This is a genomic window from Kocuria sp. CPCC 205297 (genome assembly GCF_040981035.1).
GTDB classification, from domain to species: domain Bacteria; phylum Actinomycetota; class Actinomycetes; order Actinomycetales; family Micrococcaceae; genus Kocuria; species Kocuria marina.
On the sequence record NZ_JAVKPY010000001.1, the window covers coordinates 182,970 to 199,013 of the forward strand.

Consider the following 16,044-nt stretch of genomic DNA (forward strand, 5'->3'; position numbering starts at 1 on the left):
CTCGGGGAGTGCACCGCCCGGGCCGGCCCAGACCTCGAAACCGTGGTGACGCGCCTACCTTGACCCAATTCTGCCCCGGGACACCCCGGCGGGCGGGTTCATTCGCGCGATTCGACCCGAGCGCCGGGCACGGGGCCGGCCACGGCGAGGGCGTGGCGGTGTTCCCGCACGAAGTCGAGCACGAGGCGGCGCGCGGCATCCCGCGAGCGCACCAGGAAACACACCGTGGGGCCCGACCCGGAGACCCATCCGGCGAGCGCACCCAGTTCCACGCCGTGGTTGAGCAGCCCCTCGAGTTCGGGTAGCAACTGGATCGCGGGGCCCTGGAGGTCGTTGCGGATCCGGGCGGCGAGGGCATCGGGGTCCGCGTCGGCCAAGGCCGTGAGCACCGCGGTGGGGACGGGGTCGGGGGCGATGCCGGTGCGCGGGGCACTCCTCGTCGACGCGTTCGTCACCGTGTGATTGGCATCCCACTGGCGGTACACGGCCGGTGTGGACAGGCCCTGGTCCTGGGGGACGAACACGAAATGCAATTGCTCCTCCGCGGCCACCGACTCCACCTCGGTTCCCGTGCCGCGGCCGATCGCGGCGCCTCCCAGGAGCATGAACGGCACGTCGGCGCCCAGGCCGGCGCCCAGTCGGAGGAGTTCGTCCGTATCCATTGGGGCGACGCCCGCGTGGCGGGCCACAAGGTCGTTGACCGCCACGAGCGCGGCGGCGGCGTCCGCGGATCCCCCGCCCATGCCGCCGGCGACCGGCACGGCCTTGCGGACATGCAGCTCGAGTCCGGGCACGGGGACGTCCAGCGCCTCACACACCGCGAGCGCGGCCTTCACGGCCAGGTTCGTCCCGTCCAGGGGGACATCGGAGAGGCGGGCGGTTCCCTCGCTCACCATGCGGGCGTACTCGCTACCGCGCTCGGCCTCCACGGTGATGCGGATCCCCACCCCACGACGGGCGATCGCGGGATTCACGGAGGCCGTCACGGTTTCCCGCAGGTCCACGGCCACGAAGAGGGTCTCCAGGGGGTGGTAACCGTCCGGGGTGGGGCTGCCCACGTGCAGCACGAGGTTCGTCTTGGCCGGGGCGCTCGCGCTGACCCGGGTCGGTGTGGGGCTCATGGGTGATCCCCCGGGTCGGTGGCAGGTACGTCGTTCACTCCGGACCCGTCTCGGGGTGCGGTCCCAACGGCTTCCGCGGGGTGCTCGTCCGGCGCCGTCCCAGTGGCAGACGCGGTTCGTGTAGTCGTGAGGTTCCCCGGAACTTCTCCGGGTCGGCTATCGGCTCCGGCCACTTCCTCCGTCCCCTCTGAACTTACGGTCCCGGCGGCTGCCGCGATCCGGGCGAAGTCGGCGACGTCGAGCCGCTCACCGCGCGCGGCGGGGTCCACACCGGCGGCGCGCAGGATCTCCTCGGCGCGGGCACCGGACCCCGCCCAGCCGCTCAGCGCCGCCCGTAAGGTCTTACGACGCTGGGCGAATGCGGCGTCTACCACCGCGAACGTGTCCCGGCGCAGCGACTCGGCGACCGGGGGCTCGCGGCGCTCGAAGCGCACGAGCCCGGACGCGATCTTCGGGGCGGGCCAGAACACGTTCTTGCCGATCACCCCGGCCTTGCTCACGTGCGCGTGCCAGTTGGCCTTCACGGACGGCACGCCGTACACGCGCGACCCGGGCCCGGCCGCCAATCGGTCAGCGACCTCGTCCTGGACCATCACGAGCCCGTGGCGCACGGTCGGGAAGGTCTCCAGGATGCGCAGCAGCACCGGCACGGCCACGTTGTAGGGCAGGTTCGCGACGAGCGCGGTCGGCTCGCCGGGCAGCTCACGCACGCGGGCGGCGTCGGCCTCCACCACGGACAACCGGTCCGCAGCGCTCGGGAAGAACCGTTCCACGGTCTGGGGCAGCTGCCGCGCGAGGGGCGGGTCGATCTCCACGGCCGTGACCGACGACGACGCCGCCAACAGCCCCAGCGTCAACGACCCCAGGCCGGGCCCCACCTCCAGGACGTGTTCGTCCTGCCCCAGGTGGGCGGCGGCCACGATCCGGCGGATGGTGTTGGGATCGATCACGAAGTTCTGACCGAGCGTCTTGGTGGGGCGGATCCCCGCTTGCTCGGCGAGTTCTCGAATCTCGGCGGGGCCTAGGAGAGGGCCGTCGGTACTGGGCTCGGTCACCGGTCAATCCTACGTGGCGTGCCTGCGCGATCCGCACCCGCACCTGTGCCCGCGCCCCCGCCCCGCTCACTCCCCCATACCCGAACCTTCCCTCCCACCCTCATTGGGACCCGCGGCAATCCCACTGCACAACACGTGTGCCCCAGAACGACACCGATCACGGGATATGGATGCCTCTTCGGGACACGGCAGGCCACACGCCAACAGCATCAACCGCGTCAAGGTCTCCATGGGAGAAAGCGTGGGAAATTGCGTGCTCTTCAATGCCGTGCGCACCGCCATGACCGCACGGGATGTGGGAGGCAGCGTCTCCAATGCCGAGTAGATGTCCGCCAGCGAGAGCGGCTCCCCACAGGATTGAGACGTCCACGCGGGTGTCGAGTCCACCGGCCTCAGATCACGATGCACCAGCAACGCATCCAGTGCGGCGGTGAGTGCCCAGCGGGAGATCATGGGCGCGGCCACGACGAGTGCCTCCACCGGATGAACCAGCGTGGATCCCCACGGTCCGGCATAGGACCCCAAGCCGTAGGACTTGGTCATAAGAACACTGGGATCACGAGTTTTACACCGCTCACCATGCCATGAGAGGTGGAGAACGCGGTGAAGATGTTCGTCCAGGTCGTTACCCCGCGGCGGCGCGGGATGACACAGCGCCCGATCCGCCCATCGATAGTGGGACCCGATCGGAATCCCAAGGACTTGTAGCGCGGTGATCCCCGTGATGCGGACGGACGATCCAGGGCTGTTGAGATGACGTTGCAGCAACATGGCCCGTTGCACGTGATCCGGGGGCGAAGCGGCGCGGCACCACAGCCCGTGGGCCAGTTGATGCATCGAAGGATCACGGGTCAGCTGGTGTTTCCGCCGACCCAGTTCACCGGTAGTGGCCACGAGAGGTCGTGGGCCTCGGTAAGTGGCAGTGATTCGTGAGTCCATGCCAGGAATCTAGGAACGGACGACCTAAAAATCGGAGGGCCTGGACTGGATGGGGAGTGCGGATGACCTCACGCCCCCGATCTCGCAAACATCTGTGCCCCGAAACGACACTGGATCCGCCTCGCTCCTTGCTTTTTCGGGGCACAGGTGTGGTGCAGCCCGGTTGCCGCGGTGGGGAGGTGGGTGGGCTGGTTGTGGGAGCACGCATGAGAAGCCAAGTGGGCGCAGGGTGTGGGTGGGCATGGTGGATGGGGCGCGGGGCGGGGTGGGAGCCCCTCAGAACTGCCCGCACACCCGTTCCGAATTCAGAACTGCCCGTACACCCGCTCCGAGTTCTCCCAGATCCGCCGGCACAGCTCCTCGAGGTCCGTGTCCAGGATCTCCGCCATCCCCCGCACCGTGTAGTTGACCATGTACGGCGCATTGGGCCGGCCCCTGAACGGGTGCGGCGTGAGGAACGGCGCATCCGTCTCGCACAGCACGAGCCCCGGATCCGCTTCCCGCAGCGCTGCCTTGAGCGGTGCCGCGTTCTTGAACGTCACGGTTCCCGCGAACGACATGTACCACCCGTTCTCGTTGCACAACCGCGCGAGCTCCGCGTCCCCCGAGAAGCAGTGGAACACCGTACGTTCGGGAGCCCCGGCATCACGGAGGATGCGCACCACGTCCTCGTGGGCCTCACGGTCGTGGATCTGCATGGCCACCCCGTGCCGCTTGGCGATCTCGATGTGCGCCCGGAACGACTCCTCCTGCACCGCCAACCCCGACTCCGGGGTGTGTACACGATCCATTCCCGTCTCCCCGACGCAGCGCACCCTACGCTGCCCCGCCAATTCATCGATCACCGCGAGCGCTTCGTCCAGCGAGCGCCCGCCCGTTGAACCCGCGTCGCGTGCCCTCGTGAAACGCCCAGCCGCGGAAACTTCCCCTGGTCCATCGGACTCGAAGCGCCCCGCTCCGGACCCCTTCGCCGAGCCGTCACCCGCCGGAGCCGGTGCATCCAGGTCTCCGGTGACACCCGACCCGGCCAAGGTGGGGGCCTCGTTCGGGTGCAGCGCCACCGCTGCCAGCACCCTCGGAACCGTCTGCGCCGCTGCCACCGCGAATCGCGACGACTCCACGTCGCACCCTGCCTGGACCACCCCGCACACGGAGGCGTCCCTGGCCGTGGCCATCGCATCCACCACGGACACCCGTACCAACCCGTCCTGCATGTCCAGGTGGGTGTGGTTGTCCACCACGGGGTGCGGCAACGGCTCCGGCAGCGCAGGGAACGTGAGATTGCGACGTCGTCCTTGCGCATCCGTGTGCGCACGACGCTCCGTGCCCTCACCGTTGGGCACGTCGTCACCGGAATCGGCGACCGCGTACCGCTCCACGGTGTACGCCTCGGGCGTCTGTCCCGCCACGGGCTCGGGTCGGGCTGCGTGGTCCCACACGGATTCGGATACGGGTGTCTCGATCACCCCTCCACGATAGATGACGCGCTCCCGCCCGGCCCCGGGCAACCGCATCCGTGCGCCGCTCGGTGAGGAAGGGGCCCCGACCCCCTTCGCAATGCACCCGCACCTGGCAAATACCTGCGAACATGGGGACAAAAACCCCCGGATCCCCCTGCCCGTGAGACGAGGAAATAATGGAGCAGTTCGCCACCCGCACCAAGACCATCCTTGACCGCATGAACTCGGTCATCGACGGCAAACCCGCCGAGACCCGCACGGCCCTGCTGACCCTGCTGGCCGGCGGCCACCTGTTGGTCGAGGACGTCCCGGGCGTGGGCAAGACCATGCTGGCCCGTACCCTGGCCGGCGCGGTGGGTGGGACGATCAACCGGATCCAGTTCACCCCGGACCTGCTCCCCACGGACATCACGGGTGTGTCGGTGTACGACCAGACCCGCAACCAGTTCGAGTTCAAACCCGGCCCGGTGTTCGCGAACGTGGTGATCGGGGACGAGATCAACCGCGCTTCGGCCAAGACCCAGTCCGCGCTGCTGGAGGCCATGGCGGAGGGCCAGGTCACGGCGGACGGCACCACGTACCGGCTGGCCGAACCGTTCATGGTCGTGGCCACCCAGAACCCGGTGGAGATGGACGGCACGTTCCCCCTCCCGGAGGCCCAGCGGGACCGGTTCATGGCGCGGATCTCCATGGGCTACCCGGACGCGGACGCCGAGGTCGCCATGCTGCGCGATCACGGCGCAGGCTCCCCGTTGACGGGTCTCGGGCCGGTCGTGGACATCGAGGAGGCCCGCGACCTCGTACGCCACGTGGCCTCGCTGCACGTGTCCACCCCGGTGCGCCGCTACGTGGTGGCACTGTGCCAGGCCACCCGCACGCACCCGCACCTGCGCCTGGGCGCGAGCCCCCGCGCGGCCCTGCAGTTGCAGGCGGCCGCCCGCGCGCAGGCCGCCCTGGCCGGACGCGACCACGTGCTGCCGGACGACGTCAAGGACGTCGCGGTGGCCGTACTCTCCCACCGCCTGCTCCTCGAGCGTCGCTCGGGCGCGGACAGCGCCCAGGACATCGTGCGCACGATCCTCTCCGACGTCCGCGTCCCCACCGAAGACGCCCCCCAGACCCGATGAAGGCCGCCGCTCCCGAGGCGCGGGTGGACTCACGCGCCAAGTTCACGGTGCGCGGGTGGTGTTTCCTGGCGGCAGCCGTGCTGTGCCTGGCCGCCGCCACGTGGCTCGGCCGCAAGGACGTCCTGGCGCTGTCCCTGTTCCTGGGCATGGTGCCGCTGCTGTCCTCCCTGGCCATGTGGCTCGTCAAACCTCGCGTCCTGCTCAAACGTTCGGTGGACCCGCCGCTCGTCACGCTCGGCGACGCCGCCCAGGTGGCCCTGCGCGTACGACGTCGCTCCGCCTTCTCCGCGCGCAACCGTACCTCGGGTGCCGGTCGAGCAGGCTCCACCCACGACCCGGTGGACCCCGCGGTCCACGACATGGGCACGGCGGGAGGCGGCCTGACGGGTGGCATGGGCGATGGCCCGGCGGATGCCGCGAACCCCGGCCGCGGGGCAGGCCCGGACACCACCGACGCGGACCGCAGGGATACCCTCCGCTCGGGCCGCACGAGCACCGTCGCCGCCGTGGACGTGCACGAGACCGTGGACCCCCTGCTGGGCCGGGACCAGGACGTCTCGGTACCGGTGTCCGGGGCGCCGGTCACGTACACGGTGCGCCCGCGGCGTCGGGGGATCCACGAACTGGGTCCGGCCACGGTGCGCGTGGGCGACCTGTTCGGCGTGGTGACCGAACTGCTGGACGTGGCCGAGCGGACGTCGCTGTACGTGGCCCCGGAACCCGAGGACCTCACCGAGCACGGGGTCACCATGGCGCGTGAATCCGGCAACGACCCGTCCCGGCGCGCCCAACCGCAACCGGGGCCCGACAACGTGATGACCCGCGAGTACCGCCACGGTGACCCCATGCGCCGGGTGCACTGGGCGGCGTCCGCCAAGCACGGCCAGCTCATGGTGCGCCAGGAGGACCCGCGCAGCACGCGCAGCGCCGTCGTGGTCCTGGACTCCGCGGCCGAACACTGGCCGGGCGCTCGTGTGTGGGCCGGTGTGCTCGAATCCACCGAGGAGTTCGAGTGGGCGGTGCGCGCGGCGGCGTCCGTGATCGAGCACCTCACGCGCCGCGAGACCGTGGTGCACGCGCTCGACGACCAGGGCCGCGCAATGCCCCGCGGCGAGGCACCGGTGGCCGACCTGCGGGATACGGACGTCACCGACGACACCGCCACGGAAGTCGTTCACGGCCTCTCCCGAGCGGCCCTCGTGAGCCGGCCCGAATCCGAGGCGTCGACCGATCCCCTGACCGAGCGCCTCGAACGGGAAGGGCTCTCCCACCCGTTGTTGCTGCTCACGGGCCGACTCTCCCCCGCGGCCGCGCGGCGCTACGTCACGGCAGCGGCGGCGAGCACGGTGTGTTCGGTCATCATGGTGATCGAAGCCCCCGCGCACCGCCCCGACAGCGCCGCGGTGTTCGAGTCCGCGGGGTGGTCCGTGGTGTTGGTGACGCGCTGGACGGACGTGGACGCCGCATGGCTCGCGACCACCCGCGGGGCCACCCTGCTGACTCCGCCGCCGCCCGACCCCGGTACCCGACAGCTGCGCATGGACGAGATGATGGGCCACGCCCGAGGGAGGGCCACCGCATGAGCGCCCCCGATCCCACGCCCCACGCGGACCACGACGCCACCTCCGCGGGGACCCCCGCCGCGGCTGCGACCGCCAGCGCGGCGCCCACGGCTCAGGGCCGCTCGGTGACCCCCGCCGCCACCGGCCTCCGGGCCGCTCCGGACGGCCGGAGCTCCGCCGGCCACTCCCGCACTCCGCACGATCAGCACATCCAGGGAGCGCGTCCGCCCCGGCCCCGCGTGATCGAACTCAGTCTGCTTCTGCTCACCGCGATCGCCCTGGGCTGCGTGGGCATGGCCGGGGCGCTGAATGGCCTGTGGTGGCTGTCCTCCGTGGCGGCCACCGTGCTCACGGTGCTCGTGGTCACGGGCGCGGCCCGCTGGTTGCGCGTGCCCTCACCGCTCGTCACGGTCCTGGGCCTGGCCGCCCTGTTGCTCGCGTTGACCGTGGTGCACCTGCCTTCCCACGCCCTGCTGGGCTTCATCCCCACCGGGGAGACCTTCACCGCGGCCGGTGAGCTGTGGCGTTCCTCCGGCGACTTCATCTCCCGCGACGCCGCCCCCTACGGCCCGAACCCCGGGCTGGCCTTCGTGCTGTGCACCCTGGTGGGGCTGGTGACCGTGTTCATGGAAACCGTGCTCGTGGGCCTACGCATGGCCGGGCTCGCATGCCTGGGGGTCCTGGCACTGCTCGTGCTCCCCGCGCTGACCCTGCCGGGCAGCGTCACTGCCCTCGGTCTGGCCGCGGCCGCGCTCGCCGCCCTGGCGCTGCTGGCCGGTTCACGGTTCTGGGGTGCCACGCGCGCCCAGCGCATCGCCCCGACCCCGGGAGGACTCCCCCGCGCCCTGCTCGTCATCGCCGGTGTACTCGCGGTGGTGCTGTTCATCCCCGCGGTCATGCCCGGATTCTTCAACGGGGCCTTCCCACAGGGCAGCTCGTTCACCGCGGAGCGCGCCTCCGGGGTGGGCCCGCTGCGCGCGGTGGGTCAGGACCTGCGCTCGGACGAGCACACCCGGCGGTTCTCCTACACGACCTCGGACGACCAGCCCCAATACATGCGGTTGCTCACCCTTTCCGATTTCGACCAGGACGAGTGGTTCCCTGACGTCGAGAACCTGGACGGCGATCTGTCGGGTCTGGCCGACGCCGCGCGCAACCCGGTCCCCCGCGGCACCGAGGTCTCGGCCAAGGTCATGTTCGACGACTTCTCCGAGCACTGGCTGCCCGCACCCTACGCCCCGGTGGCCGTGAGTGGACTCGGTGACGAGGGGTGGGCGTGGAATCCCCACGACCTGTCCATCTTCAGCGAGTCCACGGGAATGTCCGGGGCCGAGTACACGGTCACGTCCGTGCTGTCACGAGCCACCCCGGAGGCACTGCGGACGGCACCGTCGGCAGCGTCGGACCCGCAGCTCGGCGACTACCTGCGGCTGCCCGCGAACCGCCCGCAATCGGTCGCGGACGCCGCGCGCACGTTGACCGAGGGTGCGGACACGGACTACGACCGCGCCCTCGCGATCCAGAACCACCTGCGCGACGACTTCCGCTACGACGTGACCGCGCCGCTCGCCCAGGGCTACGACGCCGGCGGGATGGGATCGCTCGACGAGTTCATGCGCACCCGCACGGGGTACTCGGGGCATTTCGCCCCGGCCATGGCCCTCATGGCCCGGGAAGTGGGTATCCCCGCGCGGGTCGCTGTGGGTTACCTGCCCACCGCCCCAGTCGAGGACCCGGACGGCGGCCGTTCCTTCCCCGTGAGCACGGGCGATTCCCACGCGTGGCCCGAGCTGTACTTCGAGGGCGTGGGCTGGGTCCGTTTCGAGCCCACCCCCGGGGTGCCCAGCACCCCCGATTACGCGCCGGATTCGGCCCAGGACCAGGGTGGGGAGGGTTCGCAGACCCCGGAGGAGACCGCGGCGCCGAGCGACGAGCCCGAGCAACAGCCCAGCGAGGAACCCTCCGACCAGCCGTCCGATCAGCCGAGTGAACAACCCAGCGAGCAACCGGGGGACGACCCCTCGCAGGAGCCATCACCCCAGGACGAGGCGGCGCCGACCACCGCTGCGGTGCCGTGGTGGCTCGTGACCGGGGTGCTCGGTCTGCTCGCGCTGCTGGCCCTCGCGGCGGCGCCGCGGGTGGTGCGCGGGCGGCGTCGTCGGGCGCGACTCGCGGCACTGCAGGACGCGTCCCTGACCCCGCAGCGCCGGGCCAACGCCGCGTGGGACGAGTTCCGCGCGCTCGCCGAGGACCACGGCGTCACCTCCCCCGCGTCCGACACGCCTCGCGTGCGGGCACGCCGGCTCGCGGCGGGGCTACCGGGTGCGCAGACCGCCGTGGATCACCTCGTCGCGGACCTGGAATCCGCGAGCTACGGCGTCCCGGACTCCCGCTGGACCCCGCGGACCACGCCGGAGGACCTCACGCTGGTCCGGGACGAGTTCCGGAAGCGGGCCTCGCGCGGCGGGCGGCTGCGCGCCGACTGGTGGCCGGCGTCGCTGTGGAACGGCCCGCGCGGGTGACCACGACGCCGCGCGGGCGGGTCCATCCCGCCCGCGCGGAGGCCGGGGCCGCGCCGTCATCACTGCACGGAGACCGGCAAGTCCGACCCGAGGGGCACTCGTCGGCGAGACGGTCGTCCTACATATCTGCGCGCCGTTACCGCGGGTCGGGTCAGTTCTGACCGCGCGCGGTGATCACGGCGTCGTAGAGCTTGCGTGTGCTCACCCCGTGCTCGGTGGCCACCTCGCGCGCGGCGGCCTTGAGCTTGACGTCGCTCGTGGCCACGAGGTGCTCGACCTCCTGAACGAGGTCCTCGGGCTCGGGAGCCACGGCCGGTGGGGCACCATGCACGACCACCACGATCTCCCCGCGCACCTGGTTGTTCGCGGCCCACTCGGCCAGACCCGCGAGGTCATCGCGCAGCACCTCTTCATGCAGCTTGGTCAGCTCTCGGCACACGGCCGCGCGCCGGTCCGCGCCCAGGGCGTCCCGCAGCGCGGTGAGCATCTCCGCGAGACGGTGCGGGGACTCGTAGAAGACCATGGTGCGGGGTTCGTCCCGCAGGGTCGCGAGGTGGGCCGCGCGCTCGCCCGTCTTACGCGGCAGGAAGCCCTCGAACGTGAACCGGTCGGTGGGCAGCCCGGAGACCGCGAGCGCCGCCAGGACCGCCGAGGGCCCGGGGAGCACACTCACGGGCAGGTCCGCCTCGGCCGCGGCGCGCACGAGCGGGAACCCGGGGTCGGAGACCGTGGGCATGCCCGCGTCGGAGAGCACGGCCACGGTCCGACCGCGGCGCACCTCGTCCAGCAGTTCGCCGGTGCGCGCGTTCTCATTGTGTTCGTGGTGGGTGACCACCCGCCCGGTCACGGTCACGCCGAGCCCGGAGGCCAGGCGGTGCAGGGTGCGGGTGTCCTCCACGGCCAGCACGTCCGCGGTGTGCAGGACGTCCTTGAGCCGCTGGGACGCGTCCGAGAGGTTGCCAATGGGGGTGCCCACGACCACCACGGCACCGGGGCGGTGGTCCTCGGTGCCGGGGGTGGTCGTCGATGTCTGTGAACTCACCCGTCCACTCTACGAAGGTCCGCCGGTCGAACGCGGTGACGCCACCGTGGCCGGGCTGAATCTCCAGGGGTGCACCCTACGATGGGATCCGTGCCCTCGACTGTCTTCTCTCCCGCCTCGACCGCGCCCGTGGCCCCCTCCGTGCGCGACCGCCTGCTCCCCGCGGTCACCCGGTTGCCCCGGTACTGGTGGGTCCCCCTGGCGCTCGTGACCCTGCTGGGCGGGGTGCTGCGCTTCGTGCACCTGTCGTGGCCGCACGCCGTGGTCTTCGACGAGACGTACTACCTCAAGGACGCCTATTCGCTGCTGCTCCACGGTACGGAGCAGCAATGGCCCGAGGGCGCGGACGAGGGTTTCGTCTCCGGGAACATCCCGGGCACACAGGGTCACCCCTCTTTCGTGGTGCACCCGCCCCTGGGCAAATGGCTCATCGCGATCGGGCTGTGGTTGTTCGGCGCGGACGACCCATTCGGGTGGCGCTTCTCCGCGGCCCTGTTCGGCACGGCGTGCATCGCCGTGATCTGGTGCGCGGGATGGTTGTTGTTCCGCTCGGTCACCCTGGCCACGATCGCCGGTGTGCTGACCTCCCTGGACGGGCTGCACCTCGTGGAGTCCCGCCTGGCCCTGCTGGACGTCTTCCTCATGTTCTTCCTGTTGCTCGCTTTCGTCTTCGTCCTGTTGGACCGCGACGACGGTCGACGCCGCCTGCTCGCCCGCGGCCCCGGCGGCGTCCTGGGCCCGTGGTTGGGCGTGCGGTGGTGGCGGATCGCCGCGGGCGTGGCGTGCGGTGCAGCCGCGGCCGTGAAGTGGAACGCGCTGTTCAGCATCGCCGCGCTCGGGATCCTGGCGGTGCTGTGGGACATGAACGCGCGGCGGATCGTCGGGGTCAAGAACTGGTTCGCCGGTGCGGTGCTCAAGGACGGCCCGTGGGGATTCCTGAGCATGATCGGCGTGGGCGCGGTGGTGTACGTGATCACGTGGGCCGGGTGGCTCACCACGAGCACGGGCTACAACCGCAACTGGGCCGAGCTGAACCGGGGCGACGGCCCGCAGTGGCTCCCGCCCGCCCTACGTTCCCTGTGGGAGTACCACGTGGCGGCCTATTCGTTCCACGCGGGGCTGTCCTCGCACCACACGTACATGGCAGGCCCGGCCACGTGGCCGGTCATGGCCCGCCCCACGTCCTACTTCTACGAATCCCCCGGACGAGGCGTGGACGGCTGCACGGTGGACTCGTGCAGCCAGGCCATCCTCAACCTGGGCAACCCCGCCGTGTGGTGGGTGGGGATCCTGGCGGTGCTGCTGGGACTGTGGTTGTGGGCGGTGCTCCGTGACTGGCGCTTCGGTGCCCTCGTGGGCGTGTACGCGGCCGGTTACCTCCCGTGGTTCCTCTACCCGGAACGCACGATGTTCTTCTTCTACGCGCTGTCCTACTTCCCCGCCATGGTCCTGCTGATCACGGGGATGATCGGGGTGCTCACAGGCAAGCTCGCGGTCCCCCGCCTGGGTGCCACCGCGGGCACGCCGTCGGCCGCGGTGCACGAGCAGGTGATCTCACCGGTGTGGGCGCGACGCTGGCGCAGGGTGAGCCTGGTGTTCCTGCTGCTCGTGGTGGTGCTCGCGGTGTTCTTCTGGCCCGTGTGGACCGCCCAGACCATTCCCTACGAGCACTGGCGCTGGCGGATGTGGTTCACCTCGTGGATCTGACGGAGCGTGCCGCCCGCATCCGGCGGGTCGTGGCGAGCATGACCACGAACGCCCCGATGAGCGCCACGAGCGCCACGGCGATCGCGGCGTCGATCCAGAACTGGGTGGGATAGAGCCGGATCAGGGTGTCCGAGATGCTGAAGGTCCACGTCCCGGAGCTGAAGAACAAGGAGTGGAACGCCGCGAAGAAGCTCTGCCACCCCGCCACCGCGAACACGGCCGTGAGCAGCAACAGGATGACGGTGAGCCACGAGCCCGCGAACCACGCGGAAGAGGCGGTCCCCGGGGTCGCCCGGTGCAGGTACCAGGCCGCCAGGACGCTCAGCACGAGCAGGACGAACGCGATCAGCAGCCCCCAGTACATCACGTGCTGGACGTCCCGCATGTGAGAGACCTCCGACGGGGTGAACGCCATGCCACCCTCGCTGCTCACCAGGCCGCCCAAGTACTCGGGCGGGGCCAGGTTCATGATGTAGTCCATCCCGTAGGAACCGAACGTCATCCGTTCCTGCGTGCTCATCCCCCAGTGGTCAGCGGGGAAGCCGGGGCGGTGGTACTCGAGCCACAGGAAGACCGGGGTGGCCACGAGTCGTACCCCCAGCGCCACGAGCAGGACGGGCAGAGTGAGTGCCAGGAATCCCTGGAGGATGCGCTGCACCGCGGTGGGGCGGGGCCAGGGGCCGCGTGGGATGGAGGAGCTCACCGGGCTGTATCACCAGTTTCCGTGCCAGTCCTCGTCCGAGTAGTGCTCGAACGGGATGTTCCAGTCCCCGTAGCCATCGTCGGGATCGGCCTGGGGGTAGTCAGTGTTGACCACCTCCACCATGTCACCCGGGCGGAAGGTCTCAAAAATGTAGGCCGCACCCTCCGGCGGCATCCCCACGCACCCGTGGGACACGTTGGCCACGCCCAGCACGGGCATCGCGGACGGCAGCGCCTGGTGGATGAACTCGCCGCTCCACGTCAGCCGGGACACGTTGGACGCGTCGAACGGCGGGTAGTAGTGGGGGTCGCCGGGCTTGAGGTTCAGCGACGACGCCTTGAACTCGTAGGAGGCCGCTTGCTCGATGATGACCTTCTTGCCCGTGGTGGACGGCCAGTCCGGGTTGCCCAGGGTCACGGGCCAGCGACCGGTCTCCTTGCCGTTCACGTAGGCCACGAGGGTCTTGGTGTTGTTGTCCACGAACACCCGCTGCTCGGCACCGGTGCTGAACGACACCGTCTCGTTGCCGTTGCCGATCATCCCGTTGCCCAGATCCTTGCCCAGGATGTTAACGGTGACCGTGACCTTGGAGTTCGGGTCCCACGGTTGCTCCGGGCGGAAGCGCAGTTTGCGGTCCGAGTACCACCGGAACGCGCCGTCGCGGTGCGCCCCGTCCACGGTCACGGCCTTCTCGACCTCGTCCTTGTTCATGACGGGCTCGGAGAAGTTGAACTCCACGACCTGCCACACGCCGTAGGTCTGCCCGTCCTTGACGTTGAGGGCCACGTCCGCCTCGTGGGCGGCGTCCACCGTGCTGAACACGGACTGCCCCGTGCTGTCCCGGTCCCCGGAGCGCGCGGTGTAGTCCACCGTGTAGGTCTCGTCGAACGCAAGGGGCGCCTTCGAGCGCCACTCGTGGCCGTCCTGCGCGAGTTCGCCCTCGACCCGCTCCCCCGAGCCCGCGGCGCTCACGGTCACGTCCGTGAGTTCCCCGCCGTCCGCTGTGACGACCACGGGGTCCACGGGGTTGACCATGCTCGTGTCGGCGGCCGGGCTCACCTCGACCCGCACGGTCCCGAAACTCTTCGTGGGCGCGGTGCTCGATGGAGCGGCGGCGGCGGACGACGGCGCCGCCGGGGCGGCGTCGTTCCCCCCGGCGCACGCGCTCAGGCCCAGGAGCCCCGCGAGAGCGAGGCACGCGATGCCCGGACGACGACGCCGCGCGCTCGCCCCGGCGGGACGCGCGGGCTCGCGCGGTGTCCCGGGCAGCGGATCGTGGTGGTGGGAAGGGAGTCTCATTGGCACCTCACATCGGGGGGGGGAGAACGGCGGCCGTGGGAATCACGGTCTCGCAGCCCACCCGGACGGGGCAACCGGGTTACGGCCGCCGCCAGTGCGGGGTGCGCAGGGCTGCGGGGAGGGGGACGGAGCCCATGCGCCGCCCCACCTGCGTATTTGCGTTCGCAATCGTACGCGTCGCTACAGAATAGCCGGTATTCACCCCGGAACGGCCCATGGGAACATGACGCGCCGGGCGCGCGCCATTGGCGCCCGCGGAGCCCTCGGAACGGGGCATTTCGGCGGAACCGGAATCGCCCGCGGGGCCGGAGGAATCGGCGTCGGCCCGGGATTCGTCATCGCGGCCCTGGTAGGAGACGTCGCGCAACACGGGACCCCGTGACCGGGACGGGCCCGAGGGTCGCGCAGCCCCGGGCGGTCGCACGGCACCCAGGAACGTACCGCGCGCCGTGCGGTGGGGTGCGGGGTCCTCGTCCGGTCGGACGGCTTCCACCACGGCGTCGAGGTCGTCGTGGTTCCAGCCGTCCGGTGACTCCAGGCGCACCACGCGCCAGCCCTTGGGTGCCGTCAATGAGTCCGCGTGCACGGGGCACAGGTCGTACGCGTGCGGTTCCCGCCGCGCGGACAGGGCACCGATCACCGCGGTGGAATCGGAATAGACATAGGTCAGGGTGCACACCGCGTCACGGTTGCACATCTGCTTGGAGCACGTGCGCCGCGGAGTCTCGGGAGCAGCCACGGGGTTCAGCGTCCCCGGCGACGCAGCCTGCGCCGCTCGCGCTCGGACAGGCCGCCCCAGATCCCGAACTTCTCGTCGTTGGCCATGGCGTAGTCCAGGCACTTGCCGCTCACGGGGCACGCCTCGCACACGCGCTTGGCGTCCCGGGTGGACCCGCCCTTCTCGGGGAAGAAGGCCTCGGGATCGGTCTGGGCGCACAGGGCGTCGGTCTGCCACGCGAGCTCGCCCTCGGCGTCACCCTCGCTCACGGAGTACAGCCCGGCCACGGCCTGCCACACGGAGGCGTCCACGCTCTGGACGTCGTGGACCTCGGTGGTGCTCAGGTCTTGGGGGGTGCTCACGGGGGGTTGCGGTTCACGCGGCTTCTTGCGGTCGGAACGCAGGAGCACGTCCCCGGCGACCTCGGGGTGTGCGGCTAGGAAGGCCGTGGCGAGATCGTCCAGTGTGGTCACACCCGAGTCCCCCCGGGCTTGATCCACGGGATCCACGAACCAGTCCACGGGAGCTGCACCCCCGGTCGACCCGGGTTCGTAGTCCTCCCGAGCATCGATCTGGCGGCGTGCGGCCTCTCCCATGTCACTCCTTCCGTCCCACGCGTTCGCTGTTCAAATGTCCTCAACCAGCCCGGTTGCCCCGACCGAAAACGAGTCCGCCACGTAGGGGCGTACACCGTCGATATCCCGGTGGATCCCCTAATTACACGCGTGTAAGTCCTACTGAGTCAAGCCGAGTATCCTGGGCTTCCCGGGTCCACCGGCGCGCCGTCCG

12 protein-coding genes are annotated in these 16,044 nt (G+C 70.7%); 4 read left to right on the forward strand and 8 right to left on the reverse strand.

Annotated elements, in window-relative coordinates:
- Positions 1 to 98: 98 nt before the first annotated feature.
- From RF650_RS00895 to RF650_RS00905, 3 genes are all read right to left on the reverse strand, one after another.
- Positions 99 to 1,121, reverse strand: coding sequence for a 4-(cytidine 5'-diphospho)-2-C-methyl-D-erythritol kinase (locus tag RF650_RS00895; protein ID WP_368813853.1), 1,023 nt, complete (start codon positions 1,119 to 1,121; stop codon positions 99 to 101).
- Positions 1,118 to 2,176: a 16S rRNA (adenine(1518)-N(6)/adenine(1519)-N(6))-dimethyltransferase RsmA gene (gene rsmA / locus RF650_RS00900; RefSeq protein ID WP_368813854.1), complete on the reverse strand. Its 1,059-nt coding sequence runs from the start codon at positions 2,174 to 2,176 to the stop codon at positions 1,118 to 1,120. The genes RF650_RS00895 and rsmA overlap by 4 nt, the downstream gene beginning before the upstream one ends.
- A gap of 1,244 nt (positions 2,177 to 3,420) precedes the next feature.
- Positions 3,421 to 4,581: a TatD family hydrolase gene (locus RF650_RS00905; RefSeq protein ID WP_368813855.1), complete on the reverse strand. Its 1,161-nt coding sequence runs from the start codon at positions 4,579 to 4,581 to the stop codon at positions 3,421 to 3,423.
- Between the two features lie 170 nt (positions 4,582 to 4,751).
- On the opposite strand from RF650_RS00905, the gene RF650_RS00910 reads away from it, so the two are divergent.
- Genes RF650_RS00910 through RF650_RS00920 form a run of 3 tightly spaced genes read left to right on the forward strand, consistent with a single transcriptional unit; the run spans position 4,752 to position 9,786 of the window.
- Positions 4,752 to 5,702, forward strand: a complete 951-nt coding sequence (locus RF650_RS00910; RefSeq protein ID WP_131333281.1) for a MoxR family ATPase — start codon at positions 4,752 to 4,754, stop codon at positions 5,700 to 5,702.
- The gene (locus RF650_RS00915) at positions 5,699 to 7,285 is read left to right on the forward strand and encodes a DUF58 domain-containing protein (protein ID WP_368813856.1); all 1,587 of its coding nucleotides are present in this window, start codon (positions 5,699 to 5,701) and stop codon (positions 7,283 to 7,285) included. Before RF650_RS00910 ends, RF650_RS00915 begins: the two co-directional genes overlap by 4 nt.
- Positions 7,282 to 9,786, forward strand: a complete 2,505-nt coding sequence (locus tag RF650_RS00920) for a transglutaminaseTgpA domain-containing protein (protein ID WP_368813857.1) — start codon at positions 7,282 to 7,284, stop codon at positions 9,784 to 9,786. Before RF650_RS00915 ends, RF650_RS00920 begins: the two co-directional genes overlap by 4 nt.
- Before the next feature lie 151 nt (positions 9,787 to 9,937).
- On the opposite strand, the gene rsmI is transcribed toward RF650_RS00920, so the two are convergent.
- On the reverse strand, positions 9,938 to 10,828 hold the full coding sequence (gene rsmI / locus RF650_RS00925; RefSeq protein WP_131333282.1) for a 16S rRNA (cytidine(1402)-2'-O)-methyltransferase: 891 nt from the start codon (positions 10,826 to 10,828) through the stop codon (positions 9,938 to 9,940).
- An 81-nt stretch (positions 10,829 to 10,909) separates the two neighbouring features.
- Here rsmI and RF650_RS00930 point away from each other — a divergent pair, with 81 nt between their 5' ends.
- Positions 10,910 to 12,535: a dolichyl-phosphate-mannose--protein mannosyltransferase gene (locus RF650_RS00930; RefSeq protein WP_368813858.1), complete on the forward strand. Its 1,626-nt coding sequence runs from the start codon at positions 10,910 to 10,912 to the stop codon at positions 12,533 to 12,535.
- Here RF650_RS00930 and RF650_RS00935 read toward each other — a convergent pair.
- The 4 genes from RF650_RS00935 to RF650_RS00950 all read right to left on the reverse strand — a co-directional run bounded on the left by RF650_RS00935 (position 12,519) and on the right by RF650_RS00950 (position 15,851).
- Positions 12,519 to 13,238, reverse strand: coding sequence for a TIGR01906 family membrane protein (locus RF650_RS00935; RefSeq protein ID WP_368813859.1), 720 nt, complete (start codon positions 13,236 to 13,238; stop codon positions 12,519 to 12,521). The genes RF650_RS00930 and RF650_RS00935 overlap by 17 nt on opposite strands.
- A gap of 9 nt (positions 13,239 to 13,247) precedes the next feature.
- Positions 13,248 to 14,537 (reverse strand): Ig-like domain-containing protein, encoded by a 1,290-nt coding sequence (locus RF650_RS00940; RefSeq protein WP_131333285.1) that lies wholly within the window; start codon positions 14,535 to 14,537, stop codon positions 13,248 to 13,250.
- A 79-nt stretch (positions 14,538 to 14,616) separates the two neighbouring features.
- Positions 14,617 to 15,276, reverse strand: coding sequence for a DUF3499 family protein (locus RF650_RS00945; RefSeq protein WP_368813860.1), 660 nt, complete (start codon positions 15,274 to 15,276; stop codon positions 14,617 to 14,619).
- A gap of 5 nt (positions 15,277 to 15,281) precedes the next feature.
- Positions 15,282 to 15,851, reverse strand: coding sequence for a WhiB family transcriptional regulator (locus RF650_RS00950; protein WP_064846188.1), 570 nt, complete (start codon positions 15,849 to 15,851; stop codon positions 15,282 to 15,284).
- Positions 15,852 to 16,044 lie beyond the last annotated feature (193 nt).